The 24,772-nt window shown below is 63.4% G+C and carries 24 protein-coding genes; 18 read left to right on the plus strand and 6 right to left on the minus strand.

The genetic code is table 11. The features are described 5' to 3' along the window. A partial coding sequence (locus AC5Y31_RS20605; RefSeq protein WP_499982637.1) for an IS1634 family transposase occupies positions 1–402 on the plus strand: 402 nt, incomplete at its 5' end. A gap of 166 nt (positions 403–568) precedes the next feature. Here the strand turns inward: AC5Y31_RS20605 and AC5Y31_RS20610 are convergent. Beyond that, positions 569–1,246: a PadR family transcriptional regulator gene (locus AC5Y31_RS20610; RefSeq protein ID WP_064854450.1), complete on the minus strand. Its 678-nt coding sequence runs from the start codon at positions 1,244–1,246 to the stop codon at positions 569–571. A gap of 203 nt (positions 1,247–1,449) precedes the next feature. Then, positions 1,450–1,857 carry an SDR family NAD(P)-dependent oxidoreductase gene (locus AC5Y31_RS20615; protein WP_499982638.1) on the minus strand — a complete coding sequence of 136 codons (408 nt, stop codon included), beginning with the start codon at positions 1,855–1,857 and terminating at the stop codon, positions 1,450–1,452. A gap of 287 nt (positions 1,858–2,144) precedes the next feature. Between AC5Y31_RS20615 and AC5Y31_RS20620 the strand changes: the two genes are divergently transcribed. The 6 genes from AC5Y31_RS20620 (at position 2,145) to AC5Y31_RS20645 (ending at position 8,925) form a co-directional block, all read left to right on the plus strand. After that, positions 2,145–3,005 (plus strand): IclR family transcriptional regulator, encoded by an 861-nt coding sequence (locus tag AC5Y31_RS20620; protein ID WP_499982640.1) that lies wholly within the window; start codon positions 2,145–2,147, stop codon positions 3,003–3,005. 210 nt (positions 3,006–3,215) lie between these two features. Then, positions 3,216–4,376 carry a 3-ketosteroid-9-alpha-monooxygenase, oxygenase component gene (locus AC5Y31_RS20625; RefSeq protein WP_499982641.1) on the plus strand — a complete coding sequence of 387 codons (1,161 nt, stop codon included), beginning with the start codon at positions 3,216–3,218 and terminating at the stop codon, positions 4,374–4,376. 45 nt (positions 4,377–4,421) lie between these two features. Next, positions 4,422–5,603, plus strand: coding sequence for an acyl-CoA dehydrogenase family protein (locus AC5Y31_RS20630; RefSeq protein WP_499982643.1), 1,182 nt, complete (start codon positions 4,422–4,424; stop codon positions 5,601–5,603). Between the two features lie 3 nt (positions 5,604–5,606). Next, positions 5,607–6,512 carry a VOC family protein gene (locus AC5Y31_RS20635; RefSeq protein ID WP_499982645.1) on the plus strand — a complete coding sequence of 302 codons (906 nt, stop codon included), beginning with the start codon at positions 5,607–5,609 and terminating at the stop codon, positions 6,510–6,512. A gap of 11 nt (positions 6,513–6,523) precedes the next feature. Next, on the plus strand, positions 6,524–7,981 hold the full coding sequence (locus AC5Y31_RS20640) for an FAD-dependent oxidoreductase (RefSeq protein ID WP_499982685.1): 1,458 nt from the start codon (positions 6,524–6,526) through the stop codon (positions 7,979–7,981). 35 nt (positions 7,982–8,016) lie between these two features. After that, complete coding sequence (locus tag AC5Y31_RS20645) at positions 8,017–8,925, plus strand: alpha/beta hydrolase-fold protein (protein WP_499982647.1); 909 nt, start codon at positions 8,017–8,019, stop codon at positions 8,923–8,925. Positions 8,926–9,036: 111 nt separating this feature from the next. Here AC5Y31_RS20645 and AC5Y31_RS20650 read toward each other — a convergent pair whose 3' ends face one another. Together AC5Y31_RS20650 and AC5Y31_RS20655 are read right to left on the minus strand one after the other, a co-directional pair. Beyond that, entirely contained in the window at positions 9,037–9,423 is a 387-nt protein-coding gene (locus AC5Y31_RS20650) for a DUF732 domain-containing protein (RefSeq protein WP_499982648.1), read from the minus strand. 412 nt (positions 9,424–9,835) lie between these two features. Beyond that, on the minus strand, positions 9,836–10,273 hold the full coding sequence (locus AC5Y31_RS20655) for a CAP domain-containing protein (protein ID WP_234782979.1): 438 nt from the start codon (positions 10,271–10,273) through the stop codon (positions 9,836–9,838). 384 nt (positions 10,274–10,657) lie between these two features. Here AC5Y31_RS20655 and AC5Y31_RS20660 point away from each other — a divergent pair, with 384 nt between their 5' ends. From AC5Y31_RS20660 to AC5Y31_RS20710, 11 genes are all read left to right on the plus strand, one after another. Beyond that, a complete protein-coding gene (locus AC5Y31_RS20660) occupies positions 10,658–11,368 on the plus strand; it encodes an MlaE family ABC transporter permease (RefSeq protein ID WP_064854457.1) in 711 nt (236 codons plus the stop codon). Further along, positions 11,365–12,219, plus strand: coding sequence for an ABC transporter permease (locus AC5Y31_RS20665; protein WP_064854458.1), 855 nt, complete (start codon positions 11,365–11,367; stop codon positions 12,217–12,219). The genes AC5Y31_RS20660 and AC5Y31_RS20665 overlap by 4 nt, the downstream gene beginning before the upstream one ends. Positions 12,220–12,223: 4 nt before the next feature. Then, the gene (locus AC5Y31_RS20670; protein ID WP_499982650.1) at positions 12,224–13,627 is read left to right on the plus strand and encodes an MCE family protein; all 1,404 of its coding nucleotides are present in this window, start codon (positions 12,224–12,226) and stop codon (positions 13,625–13,627) included. Positions 13,628–13,653: 26 nt separating this feature from the next. Continuing rightward, positions 13,654–14,682, plus strand: coding sequence for an MCE family protein (locus AC5Y31_RS20675; protein WP_499982651.1), 1,029 nt, complete (start codon positions 13,654–13,656; stop codon positions 14,680–14,682). Further along, positions 14,679–15,986, plus strand: a complete 1,308-nt coding sequence (locus tag AC5Y31_RS20680; RefSeq protein WP_499982652.1) for an MCE family protein — start codon at positions 14,679–14,681, stop codon at positions 15,984–15,986. Before AC5Y31_RS20675 ends, AC5Y31_RS20680 begins: the two co-directional genes overlap by 4 nt. Beyond that, the gene (locus tag AC5Y31_RS20685) at positions 15,983–17,278 is read left to right on the plus strand and encodes an MCE family protein (RefSeq protein ID WP_064854461.1); all 1,296 of its coding nucleotides are present in this window, start codon (positions 15,983–15,985) and stop codon (positions 17,276–17,278) included. Before AC5Y31_RS20680 ends, AC5Y31_RS20685 begins: the two co-directional genes overlap by 4 nt. After that, complete coding sequence (locus AC5Y31_RS20690) at positions 17,275–18,414, plus strand: MCE family protein (RefSeq protein ID WP_064854462.1); 1,140 nt, start codon at positions 17,275–17,277, stop codon at positions 18,412–18,414. The genes AC5Y31_RS20685 and AC5Y31_RS20690 overlap by 4 nt, the downstream gene beginning before the upstream one ends. Positions 18,415–18,416: 2 nt before the next feature. Then, on the plus strand, positions 18,417–19,862 hold the full coding sequence (locus AC5Y31_RS20695; RefSeq protein WP_064854463.1) for an MCE family protein: 1,446 nt from the start codon (positions 18,417–18,419) through the stop codon (positions 19,860–19,862). Then, positions 19,826–20,494: an Rv1363c family protein gene (locus tag AC5Y31_RS20700; RefSeq protein WP_064854464.1), complete on the plus strand. Its 669-nt coding sequence runs from the start codon at positions 19,826–19,828 to the stop codon at positions 20,492–20,494. Before AC5Y31_RS20695 ends, AC5Y31_RS20700 begins: the two co-directional genes overlap by 37 nt. Positions 20,495–20,589: 95 nt before the next feature. Then, positions 20,590–21,012 carry a hypothetical protein gene (locus tag AC5Y31_RS20705; RefSeq protein WP_064854507.1) on the plus strand — a complete coding sequence of 141 codons (423 nt, stop codon included), beginning with the start codon at positions 20,590–20,592 and terminating at the stop codon, positions 21,010–21,012. Between the two features lie 76 nt (positions 21,013–21,088). Next, positions 21,089–21,982 carry a helix-turn-helix domain-containing protein gene (locus AC5Y31_RS20710; RefSeq protein ID WP_064854465.1) on the plus strand — a complete coding sequence of 298 codons (894 nt, stop codon included), beginning with the start codon at positions 21,089–21,091 and terminating at the stop codon, positions 21,980–21,982. A 501-nt stretch (positions 21,983–22,483) separates the two neighbouring features. Here AC5Y31_RS20710 and AC5Y31_RS20715 read toward each other — a convergent pair. Both AC5Y31_RS20715 and AC5Y31_RS20720 read right to left on the minus strand, forming a co-directional pair. Then, positions 22,484–23,734 carry an NADH:flavin oxidoreductase gene (locus AC5Y31_RS20715; RefSeq protein ID WP_064854467.1) on the minus strand — a complete coding sequence of 417 codons (1,251 nt, stop codon included), beginning with the start codon at positions 23,732–23,734 and terminating at the stop codon, positions 22,484–22,486. A 112-nt stretch (positions 23,735–23,846) separates the two neighbouring features. Next, the gene (locus AC5Y31_RS20720; RefSeq protein ID WP_082947092.1) at positions 23,847–24,761 is read right to left on the minus strand and encodes a helix-turn-helix domain-containing protein; all 915 of its coding nucleotides are present in this window, start codon (positions 24,759–24,761) and stop codon (positions 23,847–23,849) included. Positions 24,762–24,772: the final 11 nt, after the last annotated feature.

Below are 24,772 nucleotides of genomic sequence, written 5' to 3' on the forward strand. Positions count from 1 at the left end.
GCCAATCTCGCCCGTGCCCAATCCCTGATCGGCCTCAAGGGTTACGTGACCAACGTGCCGATCACGGTCATGCCCGCCGCCGAGGTGATCGCCAAGTATCACGACCTGTGGCACGTGGAGAAGTCGTTTCGCATGTCCAAGAGCGACCTTCGTGGCCGGCCGATGTTTCACCACACCCGTGCGGCGATCGAGGCGCACCTGACGATCGTGTTTACCGCCCTGGCCGTCGCCCATTCCATCCAGTCGCGCACCGGACTGTCGATCGCCAAGGTCGTCAAGCTACTGCGGCCACTGCGCAGCGCCACCATCAACATCAACGGGGCGGCCCAGACATTCCCGCCGGCCATTCCCGACACGCAGCGCCAGATTTTGACCGACCACGGCATCAAGCCTGGGTACTAGGCCAAATGTCCGAACTCAGGTAAATGGTAGCGAGTGCCCGGGATCGCGATCATTTTGGGCTGCAACCGATTCAGCATCGGGTTGATCGTTGATCCAAGGCCGCAGCGGTGGGGAGCGATCAACTTTCAGCCCGAAGCCCCTTCGGCCTGAAAGCGCCCACTACTGACTAGGCATTGTGCGACTGCACCCATCTTTCAACTTCACGCCACCGCCCAGGCGCAGGCATTGGGACTTCACCATCCGCAGCACGCTGGGCATGCACGAACTCTTCGGTCGCCTCGTCGATATCTTTGATCAACTGAAGTGCGAGTTCGCGTTCGGCCTCGTAATAGCGCTGAGACCAGCGCATCGCCACTCTCGAAAATGCCCAGCCCGGCTCCAGTGCAGCGCCCTGCTCGTCGAGTGCCACGCGTTGGCGCATCCGATCGACATAGGCGATGTGTTCCTGCACAATCTTTTTGAGGCGGTCGGGATCGCTGAGGTGTCCCAGCCAAACCCGCAACAGGACACCGTGTTTGAGCATAGGTGGATCGACCGTTCCCTCTCCGCACCACCTGCTCAGCGCGTCCCTTCCTAACTCGCTGATCTGGTAGATCCGTCGCCCACGCACCTCGTGATCGTGTTGTACTCGCGACACGACGTAGCCCAACGACTCAAGCCGCTTCAACTCTGAGTAGATCTGACTAGTGGATGGGCTCCAGTAGAAATGCCGAACCGTCCAATCCGCCCACTTATCGATGTCGTAGCCGGATAGCTCTTCGTTGAAGGCCAGCATGCCGAGAACCGTCCAACTTGTTGTTCGCAAGTTCGGCAGCTCATCATTTGGTGGCTGGGGCGCCGTCATGGGCTCATCGTAGTCATTCTGAGCACTGACAGGGAAAGTGGTCCGCTCAATGGGACGACGCCTCGGCACGGCGCAGGGGCCGAAACACCCGGTGCGTCGTTGTTCCGGCTGGTCGGCCGGTGGCTGATCTTCTGCCAGAAGACGATTCGGCGGTTTCTTCTGGCAGTCTTGTGCGGCGGTCGGTGACGTTTGCTTGGCCTCCGTCAAGCGGAATGATCGCACCGGTGAGGTAGTTGAAGTCGGGCCCGGTCAAGGCGCGACCGCAGCACCGATGTCGTGGCGGAAACTATCCACCCGCCGGAGTGGGATGTCCTTCTCGAACGCCTCGGCCTGACCAAGATGTCGATCCGTTCGAGCGTTGCGACGACGCCATATACCGTTGCGGTGATCGCTGCCGCGTCCTTCACGTCGCAGACGAAAACCGTGGCATGACCGTTGGGCTCCGTGCCGGCGTTGTTGCTTGCCGCAGCGGCTGACTCGAGTGTTGCTGCGGTCCTGCCGACCGATGCGACGTGGGCACCTCTGTCGACCAGCTCGGCCGCAATACCCAGGCCCACGCCGCCCCCGGCGTCGGTGGTGAGAGCGACTTTTCCGGCGAGGGGTTTCGTCATCGTCGGGTCCGTTTCCGTGATGGTGGCACGCTCCGCTGCGGAGAAGCCTCCCGTCTCTTTGGGAGTCAACCGGGTCAGGGGATGGGAATCACCTGGTATGCCCGCTGATCGGGAGAGGTCGCAGCGTTGGCCTCGCTCCTGGCGGCTGAGGCGCGGCCGGAACCGGCGGCCGGCCGTCCATAGGGCCGGCACCACGTCTCCTGATTACCGTGACAATCCTCACGGCGGGATGCTATAAGTAGGAATATTGCAAACTGGAATAGCTCGGTTAGGACGATGGAGGGGCGATGTCGACCCAGGCGGACGCTGGTACGCCCAGCGCGATGATCGATCGCGTGGCACTCATACTCGACGCGTTCGACGAACGGGGTTGTCTGACGCTGGCCCAGATCGTCAGTCACACGAATCTGCCGCGCTCCTCCGCGCATCGAATGCTTGAGCGGTTGGTGCAGCTGCGCTTCCTGGGCCGTCGCGGTCGGCACTACGAACTTGGGATGCGCTTGATCGAACTCGGCCATCTTGCGGTCCATCAGGACCAGGTACGCCGCGTAGCGGCTCCGTTCCTATGGGATCTGCACCGGGTTACCGGCCTGGTCGTGCATTTGGCGATTCTCGATGGCGTCGACGTCGTGTACCTCGACAAGGTTGGGGATCGGCTGGCCGCAGTGCTGCCGAGCCGGATCGGCGGTCGCCGTCCGGCGCACTGCACCGCTGTAGGTAAAGCCCTGCTGGCCAACGCCGGCCAGAGTGGTCTCGCCGACTTCGGCACCGACCTGCTGAGGCGGCAGACCAACTATTCCATCTCTACCAGGACCCAGCTTTGCGATGAGCTGACCAAGGTGCGTGCCCGCGGGTACGCGTTTGAACGTGAGGAATCGGTGCCTGGATTCGGTTGTGTCGCAGTCCCGATCGGCGACACGCAGAAGACCGTCGCGGCGGTGTCAGTCTGCGGCCCGGTGGATCGGATCCGGTTCGACCATCGGCTGGCGACGCCGGTGCGGATGACGGCCGTACGTATCTGGCACAACTTGGACGACAGTGGTGTCCGCCCGACGCTGCAACGGCAGTCGGTCTACGGCGGGCAGGCCCAACCGCTGGCGCCGCGGGCAGAGTGCAAGACTCTGCGGGACGCTCTTCAATACGCCTGACAGCAGCAATAATCCGCGTGATCGACGACAGGCCCCGGGGCGCGTTCGCCCCTCGGAGCCGGTACCCGCACGGGAACAGTATGACTGCCGCCCTGTCCAGGAGTGTGTCGCTGCTCCCACTGACCGGGAGCAGCCATCGACACCCCGGACCCAACGGGGGCACCCTAGTGGACATCACCAACGTCAGAGGTCACGGATGGAAAGTTTGCGATGAACTCGATCGATGAGTCACGTGATGACTCAACAACATTCAGAGGTATTGAGGCGGATAATGCGCTGACTCGATTCGCTAGGGGCTGGCACTGTCTCGGCTTGGCGAATGCCTTCCGGGACGGCAAGCCGCACCGGGTCGATGCGTTCGGGGCCACCCTGGTCGTCTTCGCGTCCCAGTCCGACGGCGAACTCCACGTGCTCGACGGGTACTGCCGGCACATGGGCGGCAACCTCACCAGGGGAACCATCAAGGGCGATTCCATTGCCTGCCCCTTTCATGATTGGCGCTGGGGTGGCGACGGCAAATGCACCGAGATCCCGTACGCGCGTCGAGTTCCGCGGGTAGCCCGTACCCAATCGTGGCCGACCCTGGAACGTAACGGACAGCTATTCATCTGGCACGACCCGCAGGGCAGCAAGCCAACTGGCGACGTGACGATCCCGGCCATCGAGGGGTACGGCACACCGGAGTGGACCGACTGGACCTGGAACTCCCTGCTGGTCGAGAACGCGAACTGCCGGGAGATAGTCGACAACGTCGTGGACATGGCGCACTTCTTCTATGTGCACTATTCGTTTCCGCGGTACTTCAAGAACGTCTTCGAAGGCCACGTGGCCACCCAGTACATGGAATCGACTGCACGCGAAGACATCGTGACGGGGACCAACTACGGTGATCCGAACTCGACGCTTCGGTCGGACGCCTCCTATTACGGGCCGTCATACATGATCGACAAGCTTTGGATCGAGGCCCACGGCGGCGTCGTAGAGACGGTGCTGATCAACTGTCACTACCCGGTGACCCCGAACTCATTCGTGTTGCAGTACGGGGCAATGGTCAAGAAGCCCGAGGCCGTCAGCGATGAAGCCGCGGGCCAGATGGCAGCGCAGTTCGCCGAGGGAGTCGAGCTCGGATTCAAGCAGGACATCGAGATCTGGAAACACAAAACCCGGATCGACAATCCGCTCCTCACTGAAGAGGACGGCCCGGTGTATCAGTTGCGGCGCTGGTACGAGCAGTTCTATGTCGATGTCGAGGACGTAGCCCAAGACATGGTCAACCGCTTCGAGTTCGAGGTCGACACCGAACGTGCCGTCACGAGCTGGAAGGCCGAGGTTGCCGCGAACCTGACGAAGGCAGCGGAAGCAAACGCCTGAAGCGCTTCCTCACCCAATCGATCCCTGCACGCGAAAAGGAAGACCATGGCAAACCAAGTCCTCGACAATATCATGCGGATCGCAGGCGAGATCCGCGGGCAGGCCGCCGAGGCCGAACGACTCGGTCGCCTGCCGGATGAGACCGCGAAGCTGCTGAAAGCAGCCGGTCCGATCAAGCTACTGCAGTCGAAACGCTACGGCGGCTACGAGGCGCACCCCCGCGACTTCGCCGAGACGGTGATGGCAATTGCCGCATCGGACGGTGCCTCCGGATGGATCTCGGGAGTTGTTGGGGTGCATCCGTGGCAGTTGGCGTTCGCCGATCCCAAGGTGCAAGAGGAGGTGCTGGGAGAAGACAACAACACCTGGATGGCTTCGCCGTATGCGCCCACCGGTATTGCGGTGCCGACCGATAGCGGCTACGTGTTCAACGGTCGCTGGCAATTCAGCTCCGGCACCGATCATTGCGACTGGATCTTTCTGGGCGCCATGCTCGGAAACGCGGACGGCGGCATCGCGAACCCGCCGACCATGCTGCACATGATCCTGCCGCGCGACGATTACCAGATCGTCGAAGACTCGTGGAACGTTGTCGGATTGAAGGGAACCGGGTCCAAGGACATCATTGTGCGCGATGTCTTCGTGCCCTCCTACCGGGTGATGAATGGCGACCAGGTGATCGACGGAACCACCCAAAAGGAGGCGGGGGTCAGCGAGACGTTGTACCGCCTCCCGTGGTCGCACATGTTCCCACTGGGCATTACTTCGGCGGTGATCGGTATCGCCGAGGGTGCGCTGGCCGCGCACCTCGACTACCAGCGCGACCGCGTCGGTGCGCAGGGCACTGCGATCAAGGATGACCCTTACGTGCTGTATGCGATCAGCGAGGCAGCCGCCGATATCAATGCCGCACGGCAGGAGCTGCTGGCCAACGCCGACGCAATCTGGGACATCGTCGACTCCGGTAAAGAGGTGTCGTTCGAGCGGCGCGCGGTCGGTCGGCGTACCCAGGTACGCGCCGCGTGGCGGGCGGTGATGGCGGTAGACCAGATTTTCGCGCGATCCGGAGGTAACGCGTTGCGCCTCGACAGCCCGCTGCAGCGATTCTGGCGTGACGCGCATGCCGGGCTCAACCACGCGATCCATGTGCCGAGCACCGTGTTTCATGGCACCGCGCTGGCATCTCTGGGTCTCGAACCTGCCGAACCGCTGCGGAAGATGATCTGAGTTATGAGCGAGGTCAAGAACCTGGGCTACATCACCATCCGAACCCCAAATATGGTTGGCTGGCGCAGCTTGGCTCTGGACGTACTCGGGTTCGCTGAGGGGCACGGCCCGAACCCGGATGCGCTGTACTTGCGAATGGACGAGCGGGCCGCACGCATCGTGGTACTGCCCGGTGAGATCGACCAAGTGGTCAATATCGGCTGGGAGGTTCGCGACGGCCCGGCGTTGCGGCGGCTGCGTGAATGTCTGGAAGCCGCCGGAGTTGCGGTGACGCCGCTGTCCCTGCAAGACGCCGACTCGCGTCGCGTTGAGGATGCGATCTCCTTCACCGATCCGACTGGAGCCCCCCTGGAGGCCTTCTGCGGGCCGATACTGGACCACAGCCCGGTGATCACCCCGCATGGCGCGAAGTTCATCACCGGGAGTCAAGGTCTCGGTCACGTGGTCCTGCCCACCACCGATGTGGGCGGTGCATTCACGTTCTACACCGAGGTGCTGGGCTTTCTTCCTCGCGGGGCAATGCGCCTGCCGGCGCCGCCGGAGTTGGGCCCAATGCGGATCCGGTTCCTCGGGATCAACCAGCGTCACCACAGCCTGGCCCTGTGCCCCACACCGCATGGGGGCGCTCCGGGACTGATCCACATCATGGTGGAAGTCGACTCGCTCGACGCTGTAGGCCAAGCGTTGGATCGTGTGAAAAACGCAGGCTTGTCGCTGTCTTCGACCCTGGGCAGGCATACCAACGACAAGATGGTCTCCTTCTATGTGCGGGCGCCCGGCGGTTGGGACATCGAGTTCGGTACCGAGGGAATGAAGGTCGACGAATCCGTCTATACCGCGGAGGAGATCACCGCGGACAGCTACTGGGGACATGACTGGTCCGGCAGCCAACCGCTGGCGGCGATGTGAACACGACCGAGATGACCGATGTCTGGCCGGTGCCGGCACGCAGCATTGTGCGATGGGACGAGACCGCTGACGTCGTCGTCGTCGGCTACGGCATCGCCGGTGTATCGGCTGCGGTGGAGGCCGGTCGCGCCGGGGCCGACGTGTTGGTGCTGGAACGGACCGGCGGGTGGGGAGGCGCGGCCTCGTTGGCCGGCGGATTCATCTATCTCGGCGGCGGGACCGCGATCCAGGAGGTGTGCGGCTTCGAAGATTCAGCGGAGAACATGGCCACCTACCTGTGCGCGGCGATGGGACCGGGAGCCGACGAAACGCGCATCGCGGACTACTGCGCGGGCAGCGTCGAGCACTTCGAGTGGCTGGTCGGTTGCGGGGTTCGCTTCAAGCCGAGCTTCTATGCTGAGCCGGGCTGGGAACCGCCAACAGATGACGGCCTGATGTACACCGGCGGTGAAAACGCCCATCCGTTCAACGAGGTCGCCGTCCCAGCGCCCCGCGGTCACGTGCCACAGATGGACAACAAGCGAACCGGCGAACGCGGCGGCGGCTACATGTTGATGAAACCGTTGGTGGACACCGCGACTGCGCTCGGCGTCCGCGCGTCCTACAACATGCGGGTCCGCAACCTCATCGTTGCCGCCGACGGACGCGTCGTGGGCGTAAGGGCGCGACAATTCGGCAAGACCGTGGCCGTGCGGGCCCGTCGCGGCGTCGTGCTGGCAAGCGGAAGCTTTGCATACAACGATTCGATGGTCACCCGATATGCTCCTCGCCTGGCCGGACGCTCAGCCGCCTCCATCGAGGAGCACGACGGGGTGGCCATCCGGATGGCGCAGGCTGTAGGCGCGGACTTGGCCCACATGGACGCCACCGAAGTAGCCTTCTTCGTCGACCCGCAGCTGCTGGTGCGCGGCATCCTGATCAATGGTCGCGGCCAGCGTTACGTTGCCGAAGACACCTACCCGGGCCGAATCGGGCAGCTCACCTTGTATCACCAAGACGACAAGGCCTATCTGGTGATTGACGCCGACGCCCACGAACAGGCGATGGCGGCCCGATCAGCGACTCCAGAGTTGTTGCGTCCACCGACGTGGGTCTGTGAGAGTGTGGCCGATCTGGAGCAGGAGATCGGATTGCCGATCGGCACGCTGCAAGCCACCGTCGCCGCCTACAACCAGGCGGCGGAGGCCGGTGGAGATCCGGTGTTGCACAAGAAAGCGCAGTGGCTCAAGCCGATCGGAACCCCGGTCGGTGCCATCGACCTACGCGGCAGCACTGGAGGTTTCACTCTCGGCGGCCTGTCCACCACTCTGCACAGCCAGGTGCTGCACGTCAGCGGCGAACCGATCCCGGGGCTGTTCGCCGCGGGACGGGCGACGTCCGGACTGGCCGCCTGGGGATATGCCAGCGGTGTTTCCCTGGGTGACGGAAGCTTCTACGGGCGACGAGCCGGTCGCCGGGCGGCAGCCTAGAACAGAACGAACACAACCTATTCGGTGAGGTGTGCATGAGGGCTCTATCGATTATCCTGCGGATGGTGTGCGCCGCGGTCTTGGCGCTGGGACTGTGGGGCAGCGGCGCAACCGTGGGATCCTCCGGCGTGGCTCGGGCGGCGGCATACGAATCCCTGATGGTGCCGTCGCCGGCAATGGGCCGCGATATCCCGGTCGCGTTCCTGGCCGGCGGACCGCACGCGGTGTATCTGCTTGATGCTTTTGACGCCGCCCCCGACGTCAGCAATTGGGTGACTGCCGGAAATGCTATGAATACCCTGGCGGGCAAGGGGATTTCGGTGGTTGCGCCGGCTGGTGGCGCCTACAGCATGTACACCGACTGGGAACGCGACCGCAGCAGACAGTGGGAGACGTTTCTGACCAGCGAATTGCCGGACTGGCTGGCGGCCAACAAGGGCCTCGCGCCGGGCGGTCACGCCGTCGTGGGCGCCGCACAGGGCGGATACGCGGCGATGACGCTGGCAGAGTTCCATCCCGGCCGCTTCCGTTACGCGGGTTCCATGTCCGGATTGCTCTATCCCTCGGAAACCACGATGAGCGGTGCGCTCATCACCGGTCTGCAACAGTTCGGCGGCGCCGACGCCTACGAGATGTGGGGGCCGCTCCAAGCCGGCCGGTGGAAGTGGCATGACCCCTGGCATCATGCGTCTCGACTCGCCGACAACACCACCCGGATATGGGTTTTCAGCCCAGCAACACTGACTGCCGAAAACCCGGCCGCCATGCTCGGCTACCCCGATCAGATCCAGGCCACCAACCGGATGTTCTCCACGCAGTACCGGGCTGTCGGTGGCCAATTCGGTCACTTCGATTTCCCGGTCAGCGGCGACCACGGCTGGTCGTCATGGGCCCCGCAACTGTCGGTGATGTCCGAGGACATCGTCAGCACCATCCGCGGCTAGTCTCCTCGAGCTCAGACCTGCGGGAACCCCGGTGGCGGATAGACGCCCTTCAGTATCCAGGCCCACCAGTTGTTCGCATATACAAGCTCATCGCTGAGGTCGTAATCCTCTTCATCCATGGAACATCTCCAAACTCGACGCCGGCGTGTAGTTGGCGGCCGAATTCCTCAGCTGCCAGATGAGATTCGGACACAGCTCGTTGGCTGCCTGGCTGATCAGATAAGACGCCTGGAACTCGTCCACCGTTTGGAAGTCGGCCTTGACCCCGGCGACGAGCAGGGCGTAACTGCCACCCTGCTCGATCTTGTGGCAGATGCCGTATCCGTAGCCAAGCGCCTCGTCGGCATTGCCAAAGTTGTAGCCGGGCCGCATGAACACGTTCAACAGATACGCGGTCTCGTCCCAGGCCCGGGCAGCTGGAGCATCGATTACCGAGAAGCTCAGCATGCCCGCCACAGTAAATGCCGGTCCGGCCCACGGTTTCTTGCGGCCGCTCATGTTGTGGTCTCCAGTGGTCCGAGTGACTGACAGCTGCCCTGGCTGGCGTCCGAATCGGAATCGTTGGAGGGGCTGATGGAACAACCGCTGCCGGTTACGGTGAGTTTCACACCCGGTTGCGTCGAACCGAGGAAGGCCTTCGCCGGCACCCACGCGTACTTCGTGTCACAAACCGGGGGGTCCGCAGGTGACGCGACGCAGACTGTGACCTTCACCGGTTGGGCCGTGCCCTTGCACTTGGTCGCCTGAGCTGTCGCGGCGACACCGGTGGCTCCGCCCGGCAACGTGGTGCGCTGCGGGGGGAACAGCTCGAACAAGCAGTTCTCGACGCTGTGCGCTCGAGCCGGTGCTACTGGCAATACCAGCTGAAGCCCCAAGGTAGACAGCGCAACTAAGACGTGCAGTGGGCGGATCATTGCGGCATCCCGGGTTGGCCGTATACCGCGACCAACGCCGTGCGGAAGGGGCTATTCTCCGACCAGACGCCGATGGCGGTGTTGCTGCAGTCCTGCATGATGGCGCGCGACTCCGGATCGTTCCACCACTGGTTGACGATTGCGATCCCGCTGATAGCCACCGACGGGGCTATCGCTATCGTTTCGGCGCTCCTGCCGATGAACCCGCTGTCGCGAGCCCGGTCCGCGGTTGTCGATCCGTCGGAGCCGATGTGCCCATCGATCTGGTTGTCTCGCACGTCGAAGCTGTGCCGGCGTGCAGCATCGGTCAACCGCGGATCCATCCGGGACTGCACCGGGCAGCCGTTGTTCGCCTGTGCAATGAGAATGTCGTTCAGCACGCTCTTGTTGAGCCGGAGGTTGTCGGCGGTTGCCCCCGCGGCGGTGAACAGCATGGCCGCGACCATTACGAGTGACCCACATACAGCGACCGCCAGGCGGGCTCTGCTAGGACTGGCCGCCATTGTTCCTCCTTCGGCGTGACGGGCCGGCGCCCGACGATGCCTTGAACCGACCACATTGTCGCGGGCGACTGGTCGACGACGGCAACGTATTCCCGGTGAGTGGGAACGGGCCGTCCTCAGCGCGTTGAGCGCTCATAACCTATGCCGGTCGCGTCAAACCAAGGGTTCGAATCGCAGGGGGAAGGGGAAGACCTAGTGGCGGGTGTGTTGCTCCGCAATGCGCGTCGAGTACCGCGGGCGATTACCGCCCGGTTCGATCCTCAGTGGGCCGGTGTTGCTTCTCAGCCGATCCGCGCCCTCGGGGGGTTTTTCGCGATGGCGCTCGACACCCTGGTCCTGATGTTCAGGCGACCGTTTGCCTGGCGGGAGTTGGTGCTGCAGACCTGGTTCGTCGCTCGGGTTTCGATCGTTCCGACACTGCTGTTGGCGGTCCCGTTCACCGTCATCACCACCTTTATCATCAACATCCTGCTGATCGAACTCGGCGCGGCTGACTTTTCCGGTACCGGCGCCGCCGTGGGCGCCGTCACCCAGATCGGCCCGATGGCGACTGTGTTGGTGATCTCCGGTGCGGCTGCCACCGCGATGTGTGCAGACCTCGGTGCCCGCACCATCCGCGAAGAGCTCGACGCCCTGCGGGTAATGGGAATCCAGCCGATTCAGGCGCTTGTGGTACCGCGCGTCATCGCGGCAACGGTTGTCGCACTGGCACTGTCCTCACTTGTGACCATGGTCGGCCTCGTCGGCGGCTTCGTGTTCTCGGTGTTCTTTCAGCATGTGACGCCGGGAGCCTTCGTTGCTGGGCTGACCTTGCTGACCGGGACAGTTGATGTGGTGATCTCCCTGGTGAAGGCGACGTTGTTCGGGCTGGCAGCCGGCCTGATTGCTTGCTACAAGGGGATTTCGGTCGGTGGGGGGCCGGCTGGAGTCGGCAACGCCGTCAACGAAACCGTCGTGTTCTCATTCGTCGCGCTGTTTGTCATCGATGTGATCGCGACCGCCGTCGGGGTCAAGGTCAAAGGATGAGCGCCAGTGTCGTGAGCCCGCTCTACCCGCGGCTCTACCGCAGCTTTCGTCGATCGGTCGACGGATGGAACCGGCTCGGCGCCCAGGCGTATTTCTACAGCAAGACCGTGACATCGGTCGGTGAGGCGTTCGCGCACTACAGAACCGAGATTGTTCGACAGATCGCGCAGATGGGCCTCGGTGCCGGAGCGCTGCTCATGATCGGCGGCACGATCTCGATCGTGAGTCTGTTGACGCTGTCCGGGGGTGCACTGTTGGCGGTGCAGGGCTATGACCAGTTGGCCGATGTCGGCGTGGAGGCGCTCGCGGGGTTCACCTCAGCGTTTCTCAATACGAGGCTGATCGCGCCTTTGGTGGCCGGCGTCGGGTTAGCAGCCACCATCGGGGCAGGCGCGACCGCGCAGCTTGGCGCGATGCGAATCGCCGAAGAGATCGACGCGTTGGAGGTGATGGGCATCCGCTCGATCGCCTACCTCGCCTCCACTCGGTTGGTGGCCGGTGTCATCGTCGTAATACCCCTCTATTGCGTCGCGGTGTTGGCATCGTTTTGGGCTACTCGGGTGGGAACCACGGTGTACTACGGGCAGGCCAGCGGGGTGTATGACCACTACTTCAATACGTTTTTGAACCCCACGGATCTGATCTGGTCGTTCCTCGAGGCGATCATGGCGGCGATCGTCGTGATGTTGATTCACACCTACTATGGCTTTACGGCTCGTGGCGGTCCGGCCGGAGTCGGTGAAGCAGTAGGGCGTTCGGTGCGCGCCTCGCTGATCGTGGTGGTATCGGTGACTGTGTTAGGCACCTTGGCCATCTACGGCCAATCCGGCAACTTCAATCTGTCGGGTTAGCGACATGTTAGACGAAACTGGCATACGGGTAACCCACCCAGGGTGGTGGACGTCGGGCCTGATCGTCGTCGTCATCATCGGGCTGTATATGTCGATGGCCCTGTTCTCCCGGTCCTTCACGAGCACCATTCCAGTGACGGTGAGTGCCGACCGGGCCGGACTGGTGATGGAACCCGGCGGGAAGGTCAAATTGCGCGGCGTCCAGGTCGGACGGGTCGAGTCAGTCAGCGTCGGGAAAGAATCGGTGACCCTGAAACTGCACCTCAACCGCGACCAACTCAAGCAAATCCCGGCCAATGTGGAAGCGCGGATTCGGGCCACCACCGCGTTCGGGGCCAAGTACGTCGATCTCGTCTACCCTGATTCGCCCAGCCCGAAGCGGCTGGCCGCGGGCGCGATGGTGCCCACCCGTGATGTGGCGACCGAGGTGGACAACGTCTTCCAGAACCTGATGGATGTGCTGCATCAGATCGACCCGGCCAAGTTGAATGCCGTATTAACCGCAGTGGCTGATGGTGTGCGCGGACAGGGGAGCCGAATCGGCGAAGCGACCACCGCCACCAACGAGGTTCTGGTGGCGCTGAATACGCGGCATCCGACCATCGGCCGGGACTGGCGCGCGCTGAAGGAGTTCAGTGACACCTACAGCTCCGCTGCAGCGGACATCACGTCGATCATGGACGCGGCCAGCACGACAAGCGCCACAGTGATCGATCACGCCGGCGAACTGAATACGTTACTGCTCAGCATAATCGGGCTCTCTAGCAGCGGGGTCAGCTTGCTCGAACCGAACCAGGACAACCTTGTTCGGGCAGTCAATGCCCTGAAACCGACGACCGATCTGCTGATGAAATACAACCCGGTCTACACATGTACGCTCGTCGGCGCACAGTTCTATGTCGAGCGTTCCGGCTACTACATGGCTGGAGGAAACGGCAGGTCAGCGGTATTGGACGACGGCCTTCTGTTCGGGAAGGACCCGTACCGTTATCCCGATAACCTGCCGATCATCGCGGCCAAGGGCGGTCCCGGCGGCGAACCCGGTTGCGGGAAGTTGCCTCTCGTGGACGACAACTTCCCCGTGCCCTATCTGGTGACCAACACCGGCTGGGGCACTGGCATCGATGTACGCCCCAACCCCGGGGTGGGCGTGCCGGGCTGGGTCGATTTCTTCCCCTACACCCGCGCAGTACCGGAAGAACCGACCGTGCGCTATCCGGGGCCGCCGGCTCCCGGACCGCCCAACTCGCCACCCTATGGAGCCCCGCTGTACACGCCAGACGGCACCCCGGCCTATCCAGCCGCACCTGGAACACCGATCTACGAAGGGATATTCGGTACGCCGCTGTGGCCCGATGAGCCGTCCCAACCGAGTGAGCCGGCACCGCCGCTCCGACCAAGCCAGTGACCGCTGAGCAGCAGAGGAACCACACCATGAAACAGGCTCTGGTAGGCGCCGGGTGGCGTCTTGTCGTTTTCATGGTCGTCTGCGCGCTTGGAATCGCCCTCCTGTTCATTACTTTCGGTGCTCTGCGCTTCCGGGCTGAAAATACGTATCAGGCACTGTTCACCAACGTGACGGGCCTGGCCGACGGCGATTTCGTCCGCATCGCCGGAGTCGAGGTCGGCAAGGTCAAGCGCATCACGGTCTTGCCGGACAGCGCTGTGGCGGTGGACTTCTCCGCCGACCCATCGGTCATGCTCACCGCAGGAACCAGGGCGGCGATCCGCTACGACAACCTGATCGGTGACCGCTACCTCGCGCTCGAGGAGGGCGCCGGGGAAGTCAAGCAACTCGTACCCGGCGACACCATCCCCGTCGACCGCACTCAACCTGCCCTGGATCTCGATGCGCTGATCGGCGGATTCCGTCCACTGTTTCGCGCGCTTGACCCGGAGCAAGTCAACGCGCTCAGTAGCCAACTGATCGCCGCGCTGCAGGGGCAGGGAGCGACCATCGGATCGTTCTTCGCCCAGACCGCCGCGCTAACAAACACTCTTGCCGACCGTGATCAGCTGATCGGCCAAGTCATCACCAACCTGAGCACCACGCTGGGTTCGCTGGGTGACCAGAGCGGCCAGTTTGAAAAGGCAGTCGATTCGCTGTCGGAACTGGTGAAGACATTGTCAGATCGCAAGACTGACATCGCCAAAGCGGTCGCCGGCGGAGACGCGGCCGCCGGGTCGTTCGCCGACCTGCTCAGCCAGTCGCGTCAGCCGTTCGCCAGGACAGTCCACGAATCGAACCGCACAGCCACGAACGTGCTCGCTGACCATGAGTACTTCGACAACTTCCTCAACACGTTGCCGATCCCCTATCAGGCGCTTGCCCGCCAGGCGCTCACCGGGGCGTACTTCAGCTTCTACTTGTGCGACGTCGTGCTGAAGCTCAACGGCAGAGGTGGTCAACCGCTGTACGCCAAGGTAGTCGGCCAGGACACCGGGCGGTGCGCGCCTAAATGAAGCTCTTCAGTGAACGGAATCCGCTGGCTGTCGGAATGGTCGGTATCGCTGTGACGACTGGCGCGGTATTAGGCGCCCTTGGGTACGACAAGCTGCCGTTCATCGCCGGCGGGAATAGCTATTCGGCATACTTCGCCGAGGCCGGCGGGCTCGTCCCGGGGGCGGCCGTACACGCGTCGGGATACCAGGTCGGGAAGGTTTCCAGCACCGCGTTGGACGGCCCGCAAGTACTGGTGAAGTTCACCATCTCGAAAAATGTCCACCTCGGGGCCGACACCGAGGCAGCGATCAAGACCAAGAACCTGCTGGGCTCGAAGATTCTCGAAGTGACCTCCCGCGGAGATGGTGAATTGAGCCAGCCAATACCGCTGCAGCGCACCACATCGCCCTACCAGTTGCCCGACGCCCTGGGCGATCTGGCCACTACCATCAGTGGCCTGGACACCGGGCAGGTCTCTGACGCGCTATCCACGCTGGCCCAGACGTTTCACGACACTCCGGCCGATCTGCGAGAAGCGGTCAACGGGGTCGCGCGGTTCTCGGAGGTGTTGAACCAGCGCGATGGTGAGCTGCGCAAGCTGCTGGCCAACGCCAACAAGTCAACCGCCGTCCTCGCGCAGCGAAGCGAACAGGTAGTGAGCCTGATCGCGGACAGCAACGCACTGCTGGCCCAACTGCGAACCGAGAGCATGGCTCTAGACCGCATCTCCACTCATATTTCAGCGCTCTCTCGACAACTGTCGGCCTTCGTCGCCGAGAACCGCGCCGAACTCCGGCCCGCATTGGACAAGCTCAACGGGGTGTTGACGATCGTCGACAATCGCAAGGAACGCGTGCAGAAGGCGCTGAAACCCCTCAATGCCTACGCGCTGTCGCTTGGTGAATCAGTATCTGCGGGGCCGTTTTTCAACGCCTATATCGTCAACTTGATCCCCGGCCAGTTCCTGCAGCCCTACATCGATGTCGCGTTCGGCGACCTCGGCCTGGACCCCCACACCTTGCTGCCGTCTGATCGCACGGATCCACCGACCGGTCAGCCGGGTACTCCGCCGCTGCCGATGCCGTTTCCGCGCACCGGCCGCGGCGGCGATCCGCCGATGTCGGTGTCGGATGCGATCACGGGTAACCCGGGCGATCCGCGTTATCCGTACCGAGAGCCGTTGCCGCCGGGTGCGCCGGGTGGTCCGCCCCCTGGTCTGCCGATGCCCCTGCCGCCCGGTGATTCGGTACCACAGCCGACTCCGGCGCCGGCGTACGTGCCGGCCCCGGGTGAAGCGCCGACGTCGAACGGTGGACATCGATGACGCGCCGTAACGCCAGAATCGGACTGGCCGCCGTCACTGCGCTGTGCTTGATCACCGGCCTGCTGGTGGCGGTACGCAGCATCGAGGAAGCCAACCGCGTCAACGTCGTGGGCTACTTCGAGAACAGCAACGGGATCTTCGTCGGCGACGATGTCCGCATCCTGGGCGTGACGGTCGGCAAGATTGACAAGATCGAGGCACAACCCACCCGGGTCAAGATCTCGTTCTGGTTCGACGACAAGTACAAGGTGCCCGCCGACGCGAGCGCTGCGGTCTTGTCGCCATCTCTGGTGACACCGCGCACCATCCAACTGACACCGGCCTACACCGGTGGCCCGACCTTGCCGGACGGCGCGGTGATCCCCGAGAATCGCACCGCAGTGCCGGTCGAATACGACGACTTGCGCGACCAGCTGCAGAAGCTCACCGAGATGCTGCAGCCGACCCGTCCGGGCGGCGTCAGCACGCTGGGCGAGTTCACCAATACCGCAGCGGACAACCTGCGCGGCCAGGGTGTGAATATCCGTGATGCTGTTATCGAGCTTTCCCAGGCGTTTTCCACCCTGGGAGACCATAGCGACGACATCTTCACATCGGTACGAAACGTGTCGACTTTGGTGTCGGCGCTACAAACCAGCACCGGCTCGATGCGACAGCTGAACCGCAACCTCGCAGCGGCCACTGCAGTACTGGCCAACGACCCCAACGAGGTCGGCAACGCGCTCCGGGATCTGCACACCGCGATCGGCGACGTACGCGGCTTCATCGAGGACAATCGGGAGGCGTTGGGCACGGGGGTGGACCGGCTGTCCACAATCAGCCAGGCCGCCAACGACAGTGTTCCGGAAATCAAGCAGTTACTGCATATTGCGCCTAACGCATTCGCCAACTTCTCGAACATCTACCAGCCCGCTCAGAACGCGCTGACCGGTCAGCTGGTCATCAACAACTTCGCGGACCCGGTCGGCTTCATCTGCGGTGCGATCCAAGCGGCGTCAAGGCTCGGCGCCGACCAAGCGGCGAAACTGTGCGTGCAGTACATGGCGCCCATCGCCAAGAACCGGGCCTGGAACTTCGCCCCGATCGGAGAGAACCTCTTCGTCGGCGCGATGGCTCGCCCCAACGAGATCGACTACAGCGAAAACTGGATGCGCCCGGATTACATTCCGCCGCAAGCGCAACCACCTGTCGATACACCCAATCCGGCCGGGCATCCCGCGCCCGTCTCGGTTCCGGCCAATCCCGCGACCGGGTTGCCGGGAATGATGCTGCCGCCAGGGGGGGGATCGTGACGTGGACGTTGCGCCGCAGCGCTGCCGGCGCGGTGGTGGCACTCGCCGTTGCCGCGCTGCCCGGTTGTGGTGATTGGCACGGATTGAACTCGCTGCCGTTGCCGGGTACTGCCGGTCGTGGTCCCGGCGCGTATACCATTCAGGCGCAGCTACATGATGTGACGAACATCCAACAGAACTCCCGTGTCCGGATCGGCGATGTGACGGTCGGCAACGTCACCAAGATCGAACGCCAGGGTTGGCATGCGCTGCTGACCATACGGCTCGACGGGGACGTCGAACTACCGGCCAACGTGATCGTCAAAGTGGGTCAGACCAGCCTGCTGGGATCCCTGCACATCGAATTGGTGTCCCCCAAAGATGTGCCGTCTGAAGGTAGGCTGCACGATGGCGCCCTGATCCCGCTGGCCCGAGCCGGCGAGCAACCCACCACAGAGCAGACATTGGCGGCGGTGTCGCTGTTGCTCAACGGCGGTGGGGTCGGCCAGCTCCAAGACATCACCGAGGCGTTCAGCACTGCCAACGCCGGGCGTGTGGAAGACCTGAAAAGCCTTATCCGGCAACTGGATATCTATATGGGTCAGGTCAGTAACCAGACCCCCGATATCATTGCGGCCACCGACAGCCTGAACAAGCTGGTCGGTCAGTTCGCGGATCAGAAGGACGTGATGGATCGGGCGCTGCGGGTCATCCCGGATGCGCTGAGGGTGCTCAAAGAGCAGCGAGTCACCCTCGGTGACGCACTAGGTCAGGTGGGCGAGTTCAGCTCCCTGGCTGCGGAATCGGTCAACCAGACCAAAGATGCCGTGGTTCAAGAACTCAGGAATTTGGGCCCCGTCTTCGAGTCGCTGGGCGACGCCGGGCCGTCGCTGACCCGCTCGCTGAGCCTGTTGGCCACGTTTCCATGGTCGAAAGAGACGCTCACCAACTGGGTACGGGGCGATTACGCCAACCTGACGGCGGTCATCGACTTGACGCTGAGCCGCCTCGACTCGTCATTTTTCACGGGCACCCGCTACGAAGGCAACCTCACCCAACTCGAGATGCAGTGGGGCCGCACGATCGGACAACTACCCAGCCCCTACACCGCCACAAACCCACTGACCGTTCCGTACCACTTGGACCAAGGGTCATAGCCATGGTGTTGAGCAGACGGATCAAGATCCAACTGATTATTTTCACGGTCATCACCCTGGTCGCCGGTGGAGTCATGGTCTTCGCCTACATGCAGCTGCCGAGGGTGCTGTTCGGGGTCGGGTATTACACCGTGCGGATGGAACTGCCCCAAGCCGGTGGGCTCTACCACAACGGAAACGTTACCTTCCGGGGCGTTGAGGTGGGCCGTGTCAAGGGAGTCCACGTGACCGATACCGGCGTGGAGGCTGTGCTGTCGTTGCGGTCGGATTTGGCCATTCCGTCAGATCTGGATGCCCAGGTGCATAGCCAGACACCGATCGGGGAGCAGTTCGTGACCCTGTTGCCGCGTACCGCGGAGGCGAGGCCACTGCGAGGCGGTGACGTCATACCGCGGAGCCGTACCTCGGTGCCCCCTGACATCACCGAACTGCTGGATGCCACAAACCGTGGCCTGCAGGCGATTCCACACGACAATGTCAAAACGGTCATCGACGAGAGCTACACTGCCGTCGGTGGTCTTGGCCCGGAGATCTCCCGCATGGTCCGAGGTTCCACCAAGCTTGCCATTGATGCCCGCAAGAACCTCGATTCGTTGACCGCGCTGATCGACCAGTCTGCGCCGATAATGGATACCCAGATTGATACTGCGGATGCGATCCAGGCCTGGGCCGCTCACCTACGCGCAATCACCGACCAGGTACGGACCGAAGACCACGCCGCAGTCGGTGTCTTGGAGCAGGGCGGCCCAGCAGCAGATGAGGCACGGAACCTGATTGAACGGCTGAAACCGACGCTACCGATCGTGTTGGCCAATCTCGCCAGTGTCGCGCCGGTGGCCGTCGCCTACCACGACGGCATCGAACAGCTACTCGTGCTCCTGCCGCAGGGGGCTGCCATGATGCAGGCGATCTCGGTGGCGAACCGCAACGTCAAGGGCCTTGTCCACGGTAGCGGCTTCCTGGACTTCAACATCAACTTTGGCCTGCCGCCGCCCTGCACGACCGGCTACCTGCCGGCCCGTCAGATGCGGTCGGCGAATTTCGAGGACTACCCGGACCGGCCGGACGGCGACTTATACTGCCGGATACCCCAGGATTCGCCGTGGTACGTGCGGGGTGCACGCAACATCCCGTGCGCGACGAAGCCGGGCAAGCGTGCTCCGACCGCGGCAATGTGTGAAAGCGACGAGGAGTACGTTCCGCTCAATGAGGGCTTTAACTGGAAGGGTGATCCGAACGCTACCTACACTGGCCAGGACATCCCGCAGTTGCGACCGGATTCTCCGCCGGCCGGGCCAGGGTCGCCGATTGCAGCCACCGCATATGACCCCACCACCGGAACCTATATCGGTCCCGACGGACACGTGTACACCCAGTCCGACCTAGCCCAGTCCACCTTGCAGGAGCCGACATGGCAGACCATGATGATGCCCCCCGCGGGGAACTGAAAACCCCTCCCCCGTCCGACGGTGACACCGCCGTAGCACCTGAACACAGCGGGGAGGCGGGCGACGTGCCTGAGGTCGACGATCAAGCCGCCACCGAAGCGGTTGCTGGGGCCGACCACGTCGATGACGAGGTGGGTGGAGACGAACCGGGGCCGGAGACCCGGTCGGCAATGGCGCTCGGTGTGGTGGTGGTCCTGATATTGGCCGGGCTTGCCGGGGTGTTCGGGTTCGGTGCCTACGAGTCCGGCCAGTCTGAGCAGCAGGAGAAACTCTATTTGCAGGTAGCACGGCAGGGAGCATTGAACCTGACCACGATTGACCACGCCGACGTCGAAGCTGACATCCAGCGCATCCTGGGTTCGGCCACGGGCATTTTCTACGAGGACTTCCAGCAGCGGGCACCGGCATTCATCCAGGTCGTCAAGCAGGCTCAGTCAAAGACAGTAGGCACGATCACCGAGGCCGGTTTGGAGTCGGTGGCCGGTGCCTCGGCGCAGGCCCTGGTGGCGGTTTCGGTACAGACCTCGAATGCCGGGGCTGCTGAACAGCAACCTCGGAACTGGCGGATGCGGATCGAGGTCCAGAAGGTGGACGGCGCACTGAAGGTGTCGAATGTGGGGTTCGTGCCGTGAGCGAAAAGGACCTGAACCAGTCGAGCCGGCGGCCCAGCTCCTGGATCCGGGTGTTGGTATATGGCCTGTTACCCGGTGTGGCCCTGCTGCTGGCGATGGGCAGTGGATTTCTGAAGTTTCGTGATGCCAGCGCACGGAGTGCGGAGGTCTCCCGGGTTGAGTCAGTGCAAGCTGCCAGCCAGGGAACCATAAAGATGCTCACCTACCGACCCGATACGGTCGAGCAAGAGCTTGACGCCGCCCGCGATCTGATGACCGGAGCCCTGTGGGACTCCTACGGTTCGTTCACGCACGACGTTGTCATGCCCGGGGCGAAAGAGAAAAAGATCTCAGCGGTCGCCACCGTGCCCGCCGCGGCTTCAGTGTCCGCGGGCAGCAACCATGCAGTCGTTTTGGTGTTCGTAAACCAGACGACGACCGTGGGCGCGGAATCTCCGACCAACCTGGCTTCCAGCGTTCGGGTCAGCCTCGAGAAGGTGAACGGCCGGTGGCTGATGTCGGCATTCGATCCGATCTAGCCGACGGTCAGCTGAGGATATACGCTGGCGGTGCTTCGTTAGTCAACGGTTGTCCGCAGATCGGCAGGGAAACACGATGTCACGGGCCCGATCTCAGGACCGCGATGAACGGGCGGGATCGCCGCCGACCGACCGCGTGGTGGCCGTCGTGGAACTGCTCGCGACGCTGTCTGAGCCCATTTCGGTAGCTTCGATCGTTTCCCGGCTCGAGATCAATCGGTCCACGGCGACCGCTATTTTGGGGGCGTTGGAAAGGGCCGGCTGGGCTTCGCGGCAGTCCGACCGCCGCTACACGTTGGGGGTCGGCCTGATCGGGGTTGCCGAAGCGGTTCGGGCAGCGTTGCCGCTTGGCGGCCAATACGCCAGTGCCGTCGAGGAGTTGGCGCGACGGGCGAACTGCGGTGCAACGCTGGCGTTCGCCGGTGCGACCGACCTGACCTTCCTCAGCGTCGCCGCCGCGCGAGAGCGGTTTCCGGCCGGTGTCGGTGTAGGTGTCCGGCTTCCGCTGATGGCGCCTGTCGGAGCGACTGTAGTGGCGCACCGGGACTCAGGGACTCAGCGTGACTGGCTGCAGTCGGCCGGGGCGAACCGCTCGGGACTTGCCGACCTGCTGTCGCAGGTACGACAGAGCGGAGTGGCGGTATTCGGCATGGGGAACTCCGACCCGCAGGCGCTCAATACGCTGGCCGAAGTGGCTGAGCTCCTCGCCGAGCACCCTCGCCGGGCAACCCTTCGCCAACGCGTGTTCGAGATGCTGTTCAGCTTGAGCGGTCATCCGTACACTGCTACCCAGCTCGCAACGTCCGGGGATCTCTCGGTTAGTTACCTCGCCGTACCGGTATTCGACGAGCAGGGGCATGCTACCTACGAGCTGCAACTCGGTCCGCTGAGCGCAGCGGTGAGCGCGGCCGGGCGCGAACACTACATGAATGAAATCAAGGCTACCGCTGCGTATTTGAGCGCGCTGTGAAGATTCACCGCAGCATCTGAAGCTCGACCGGACGGGGGCAGTGCAATGGTGACCTGTTCGGCACCGTGAGGCGCTGGATACCCGGCGTATCAGTCTCCCGTTCAGTGGAACTGAGCCCCCGGTTCACCTAGCACGCCTTCATTACCGTATGCCGTGTCCGTCTTGGTAAATAACAGCCTGACGCATCGGAGGGGTTCAGATATCGACTAAGATAATGCGCTGCAAGGCAATTCATAACCGAGGCATCGTGCCTGCTGATGCTGTTCGCGCGGCGGGGACTCAACGCCCGCGACGACCTGGCAACGTCGGTCATGACCGCCAACGGCGGATTCCCGACCGAACTGGGTTCGCTGGCCACCTGGGAGTGAGCACATGTCACAGTTGACCGATCTGAGCCCGGCCACGGCGTGGGCCGACCTCGGCTCACTATTCAGCGGCTGAGTTGGTGTGAGCGTCGAGAGCAGAGCGGGTCTGGCGGTCGTCGGGCCGTTGGAACGCGGGCTACTGGACGGTCGGCGGGGTGGCGGGTTGTGGGTCAGGGACTGCCCCGTACCGCTCTGCAGGGTCCAGTACGCAGTGCGTGCGGCCGAACACGGTGACCATGCATTTGTTGTTGTGATTGCAGCGGCTTCGGACCGTGGGATCGTTCATCATCCGATTCAGCAGGTCTGGTTCGCGTAGCAGCGCTCGGCCCATGGCGAGGAAGTCGAATCCCTCCTGTAGGCCGGTGACCATGTGCTCACGGGCGCTGATGCCCCCCAGCAGGATCAGCCGGGTGTTTTTGGCGACCGAGATGAACTGGCGCGCTGAGTCAAGCATGTACAAGTCGCGGTACGGGTAGTCTCCCATGACTTTCTTGCCGAGCAGGCGGATGCCGGTTCTGGCAGGCTGATTCATCGCCGCGGCGAATTCCGCGACGGGGACGTCTCCGCGGAACAGGTACATCGGCTTGTACACCGATGAACCCTGGGTGAGCTCGATGGCGTCTAGATTGCGGTCTTGGTCGAGTAGTTGGGCGGTGCGCAGTGATTCGTCCAACCAGATGCTTCCACGAATGCCGTCGTCCATGCTGAGTTTGGCGATCACCGCGATCCGGTCGCCGACCACCTCTCGGACCCGTTGGGCGATCTCACGGACGAATCGAGAACGGTTGTCGATGCCACCGCCGTATTCGTCCTTGCGCCGGTTGAGCAGCGGGCTCAGGAACGAGCTCGGCAGGTACAGGTGGCCGAAATGCAGTTCGATCGCGTCGAAGCCCGCCGCTATCGCGACTTCGGCTGCGGATCCGAACTGGTCGATGACCTGCGTGATCTCGCGGGGCCTGATTTTCCGGCAGTACTGCAACGATGACGGATTGACGAACCTGCTCGGCGCTACCGCGCGTACGCCGGTTATCGATTTTGACGCCACCACGCCGGCATGCCCAAGCTGCGCTGAGATCGCGGCGCCGGCATCGTGAACGTTGTCGGCCAACTGGCGTAACCCGGGGACGGCCCGCTGATCCATGACGATCTGCCCTGGCGCGCTGGCGCCTTCTCGGGAAACGCAACAATAGGCGACGGTCGTCATTCCGACCCCGCCGTCGGCGAAACGGCGATGGAATGCGATCAGGTCGTCGGTCACCAACCCATCCGGTGACCGTCCTTCCGAGGTGGCCGCCTTGATGATGCGATTCCGCAACTGCACCGGCCCCAGCATCACCGGGGAGAACGGATCGGGCAGCGGCTGGTTCGGCGCGGCGTTGGTTGTCATCGTTTCGGGGCTCCTTCTCCGAGGGGATGCGCCTGGCAGACCTTTGCGTCAGCCGCCGTGGCAGTCAAGTGCCCCTTCCCAGTCAGCGGAAACATCTCTGCGAAACAGCCATTCACGTCAGCGGCCGGTTCGGCCAGCTGCCACCCCCAACCTTGGTCAAGGTCGTGGCGGTCTGCACGAGCGCCTCGATGTAGAGGTTGAGATCAGCGACCGACACGGCGTCCCGCATGATGTGCAGCGACACCAGGTAGCGCGGTTGCTCATCAGGTCCGAAAACCGGCGCGATCACGTAGCTGACGGGGCGCCGACGCCAGTCGGTGAGTTCGTCGCTGCTGTAGATCCCGATTCCCACGACAGCACTGAGCAGCAGGCGGCGCAGCACCTCGGTGGGGGCGTGATCGTCGGCCTGGCCGAGGAGGTCACGGATCTGGTGCACCATGGTTTGAACGTCACGCTTGACGTTGTAGACCGCATAGCCGCGTTCCCGAATTTCGGCCAGAGTGCTGTGCACGGCGGCGATCTCGTTGGGCGCCAGCGGATCGGGCGCATCGGACAGCCACTCATCGATCTTGGCCGGCGATCGCCACGCGACGGCGATGCTGCCGTGCGGAGGGTGCAGCGGCATGCGCTGGCCGACCCGGGTGTCGAACTCGTCGACGGTCCCCACCGTCAGGACGACCTCGAGGTCTTCGGCGTTGATGCGCGCGAGGGTGCAACCACAGCCGGCCACCGCTGAAAGCCGAGAAAGCTCCTCGTCAGCCGCACCCAGTAGGGGATACCGGCTCCGCAGTCCCGCAAGGAGTCTGATCAGGCCGGGCCCCAGCCGGTATGCCCGGTTGGGCAGCCGCTCGACGTAGCCGGATGCATCCATCGTGGCGAGGATCGACGCGGTCGTGGAGGTGCTCAGCGCGAGTTCGCGGGAGACCTCAGACAGCGACAGTCCACTGCTCGACGACTCGGCAAGTGCTTCCAACACCGCGAACACCCTTGCCGTCGGCGGTGAGGGTGCCTTATGGTTATCCGGCATACCGGAACCAT

Source organism: Mycobacterium sp. NGS18 (assembly GCF_059813185.1).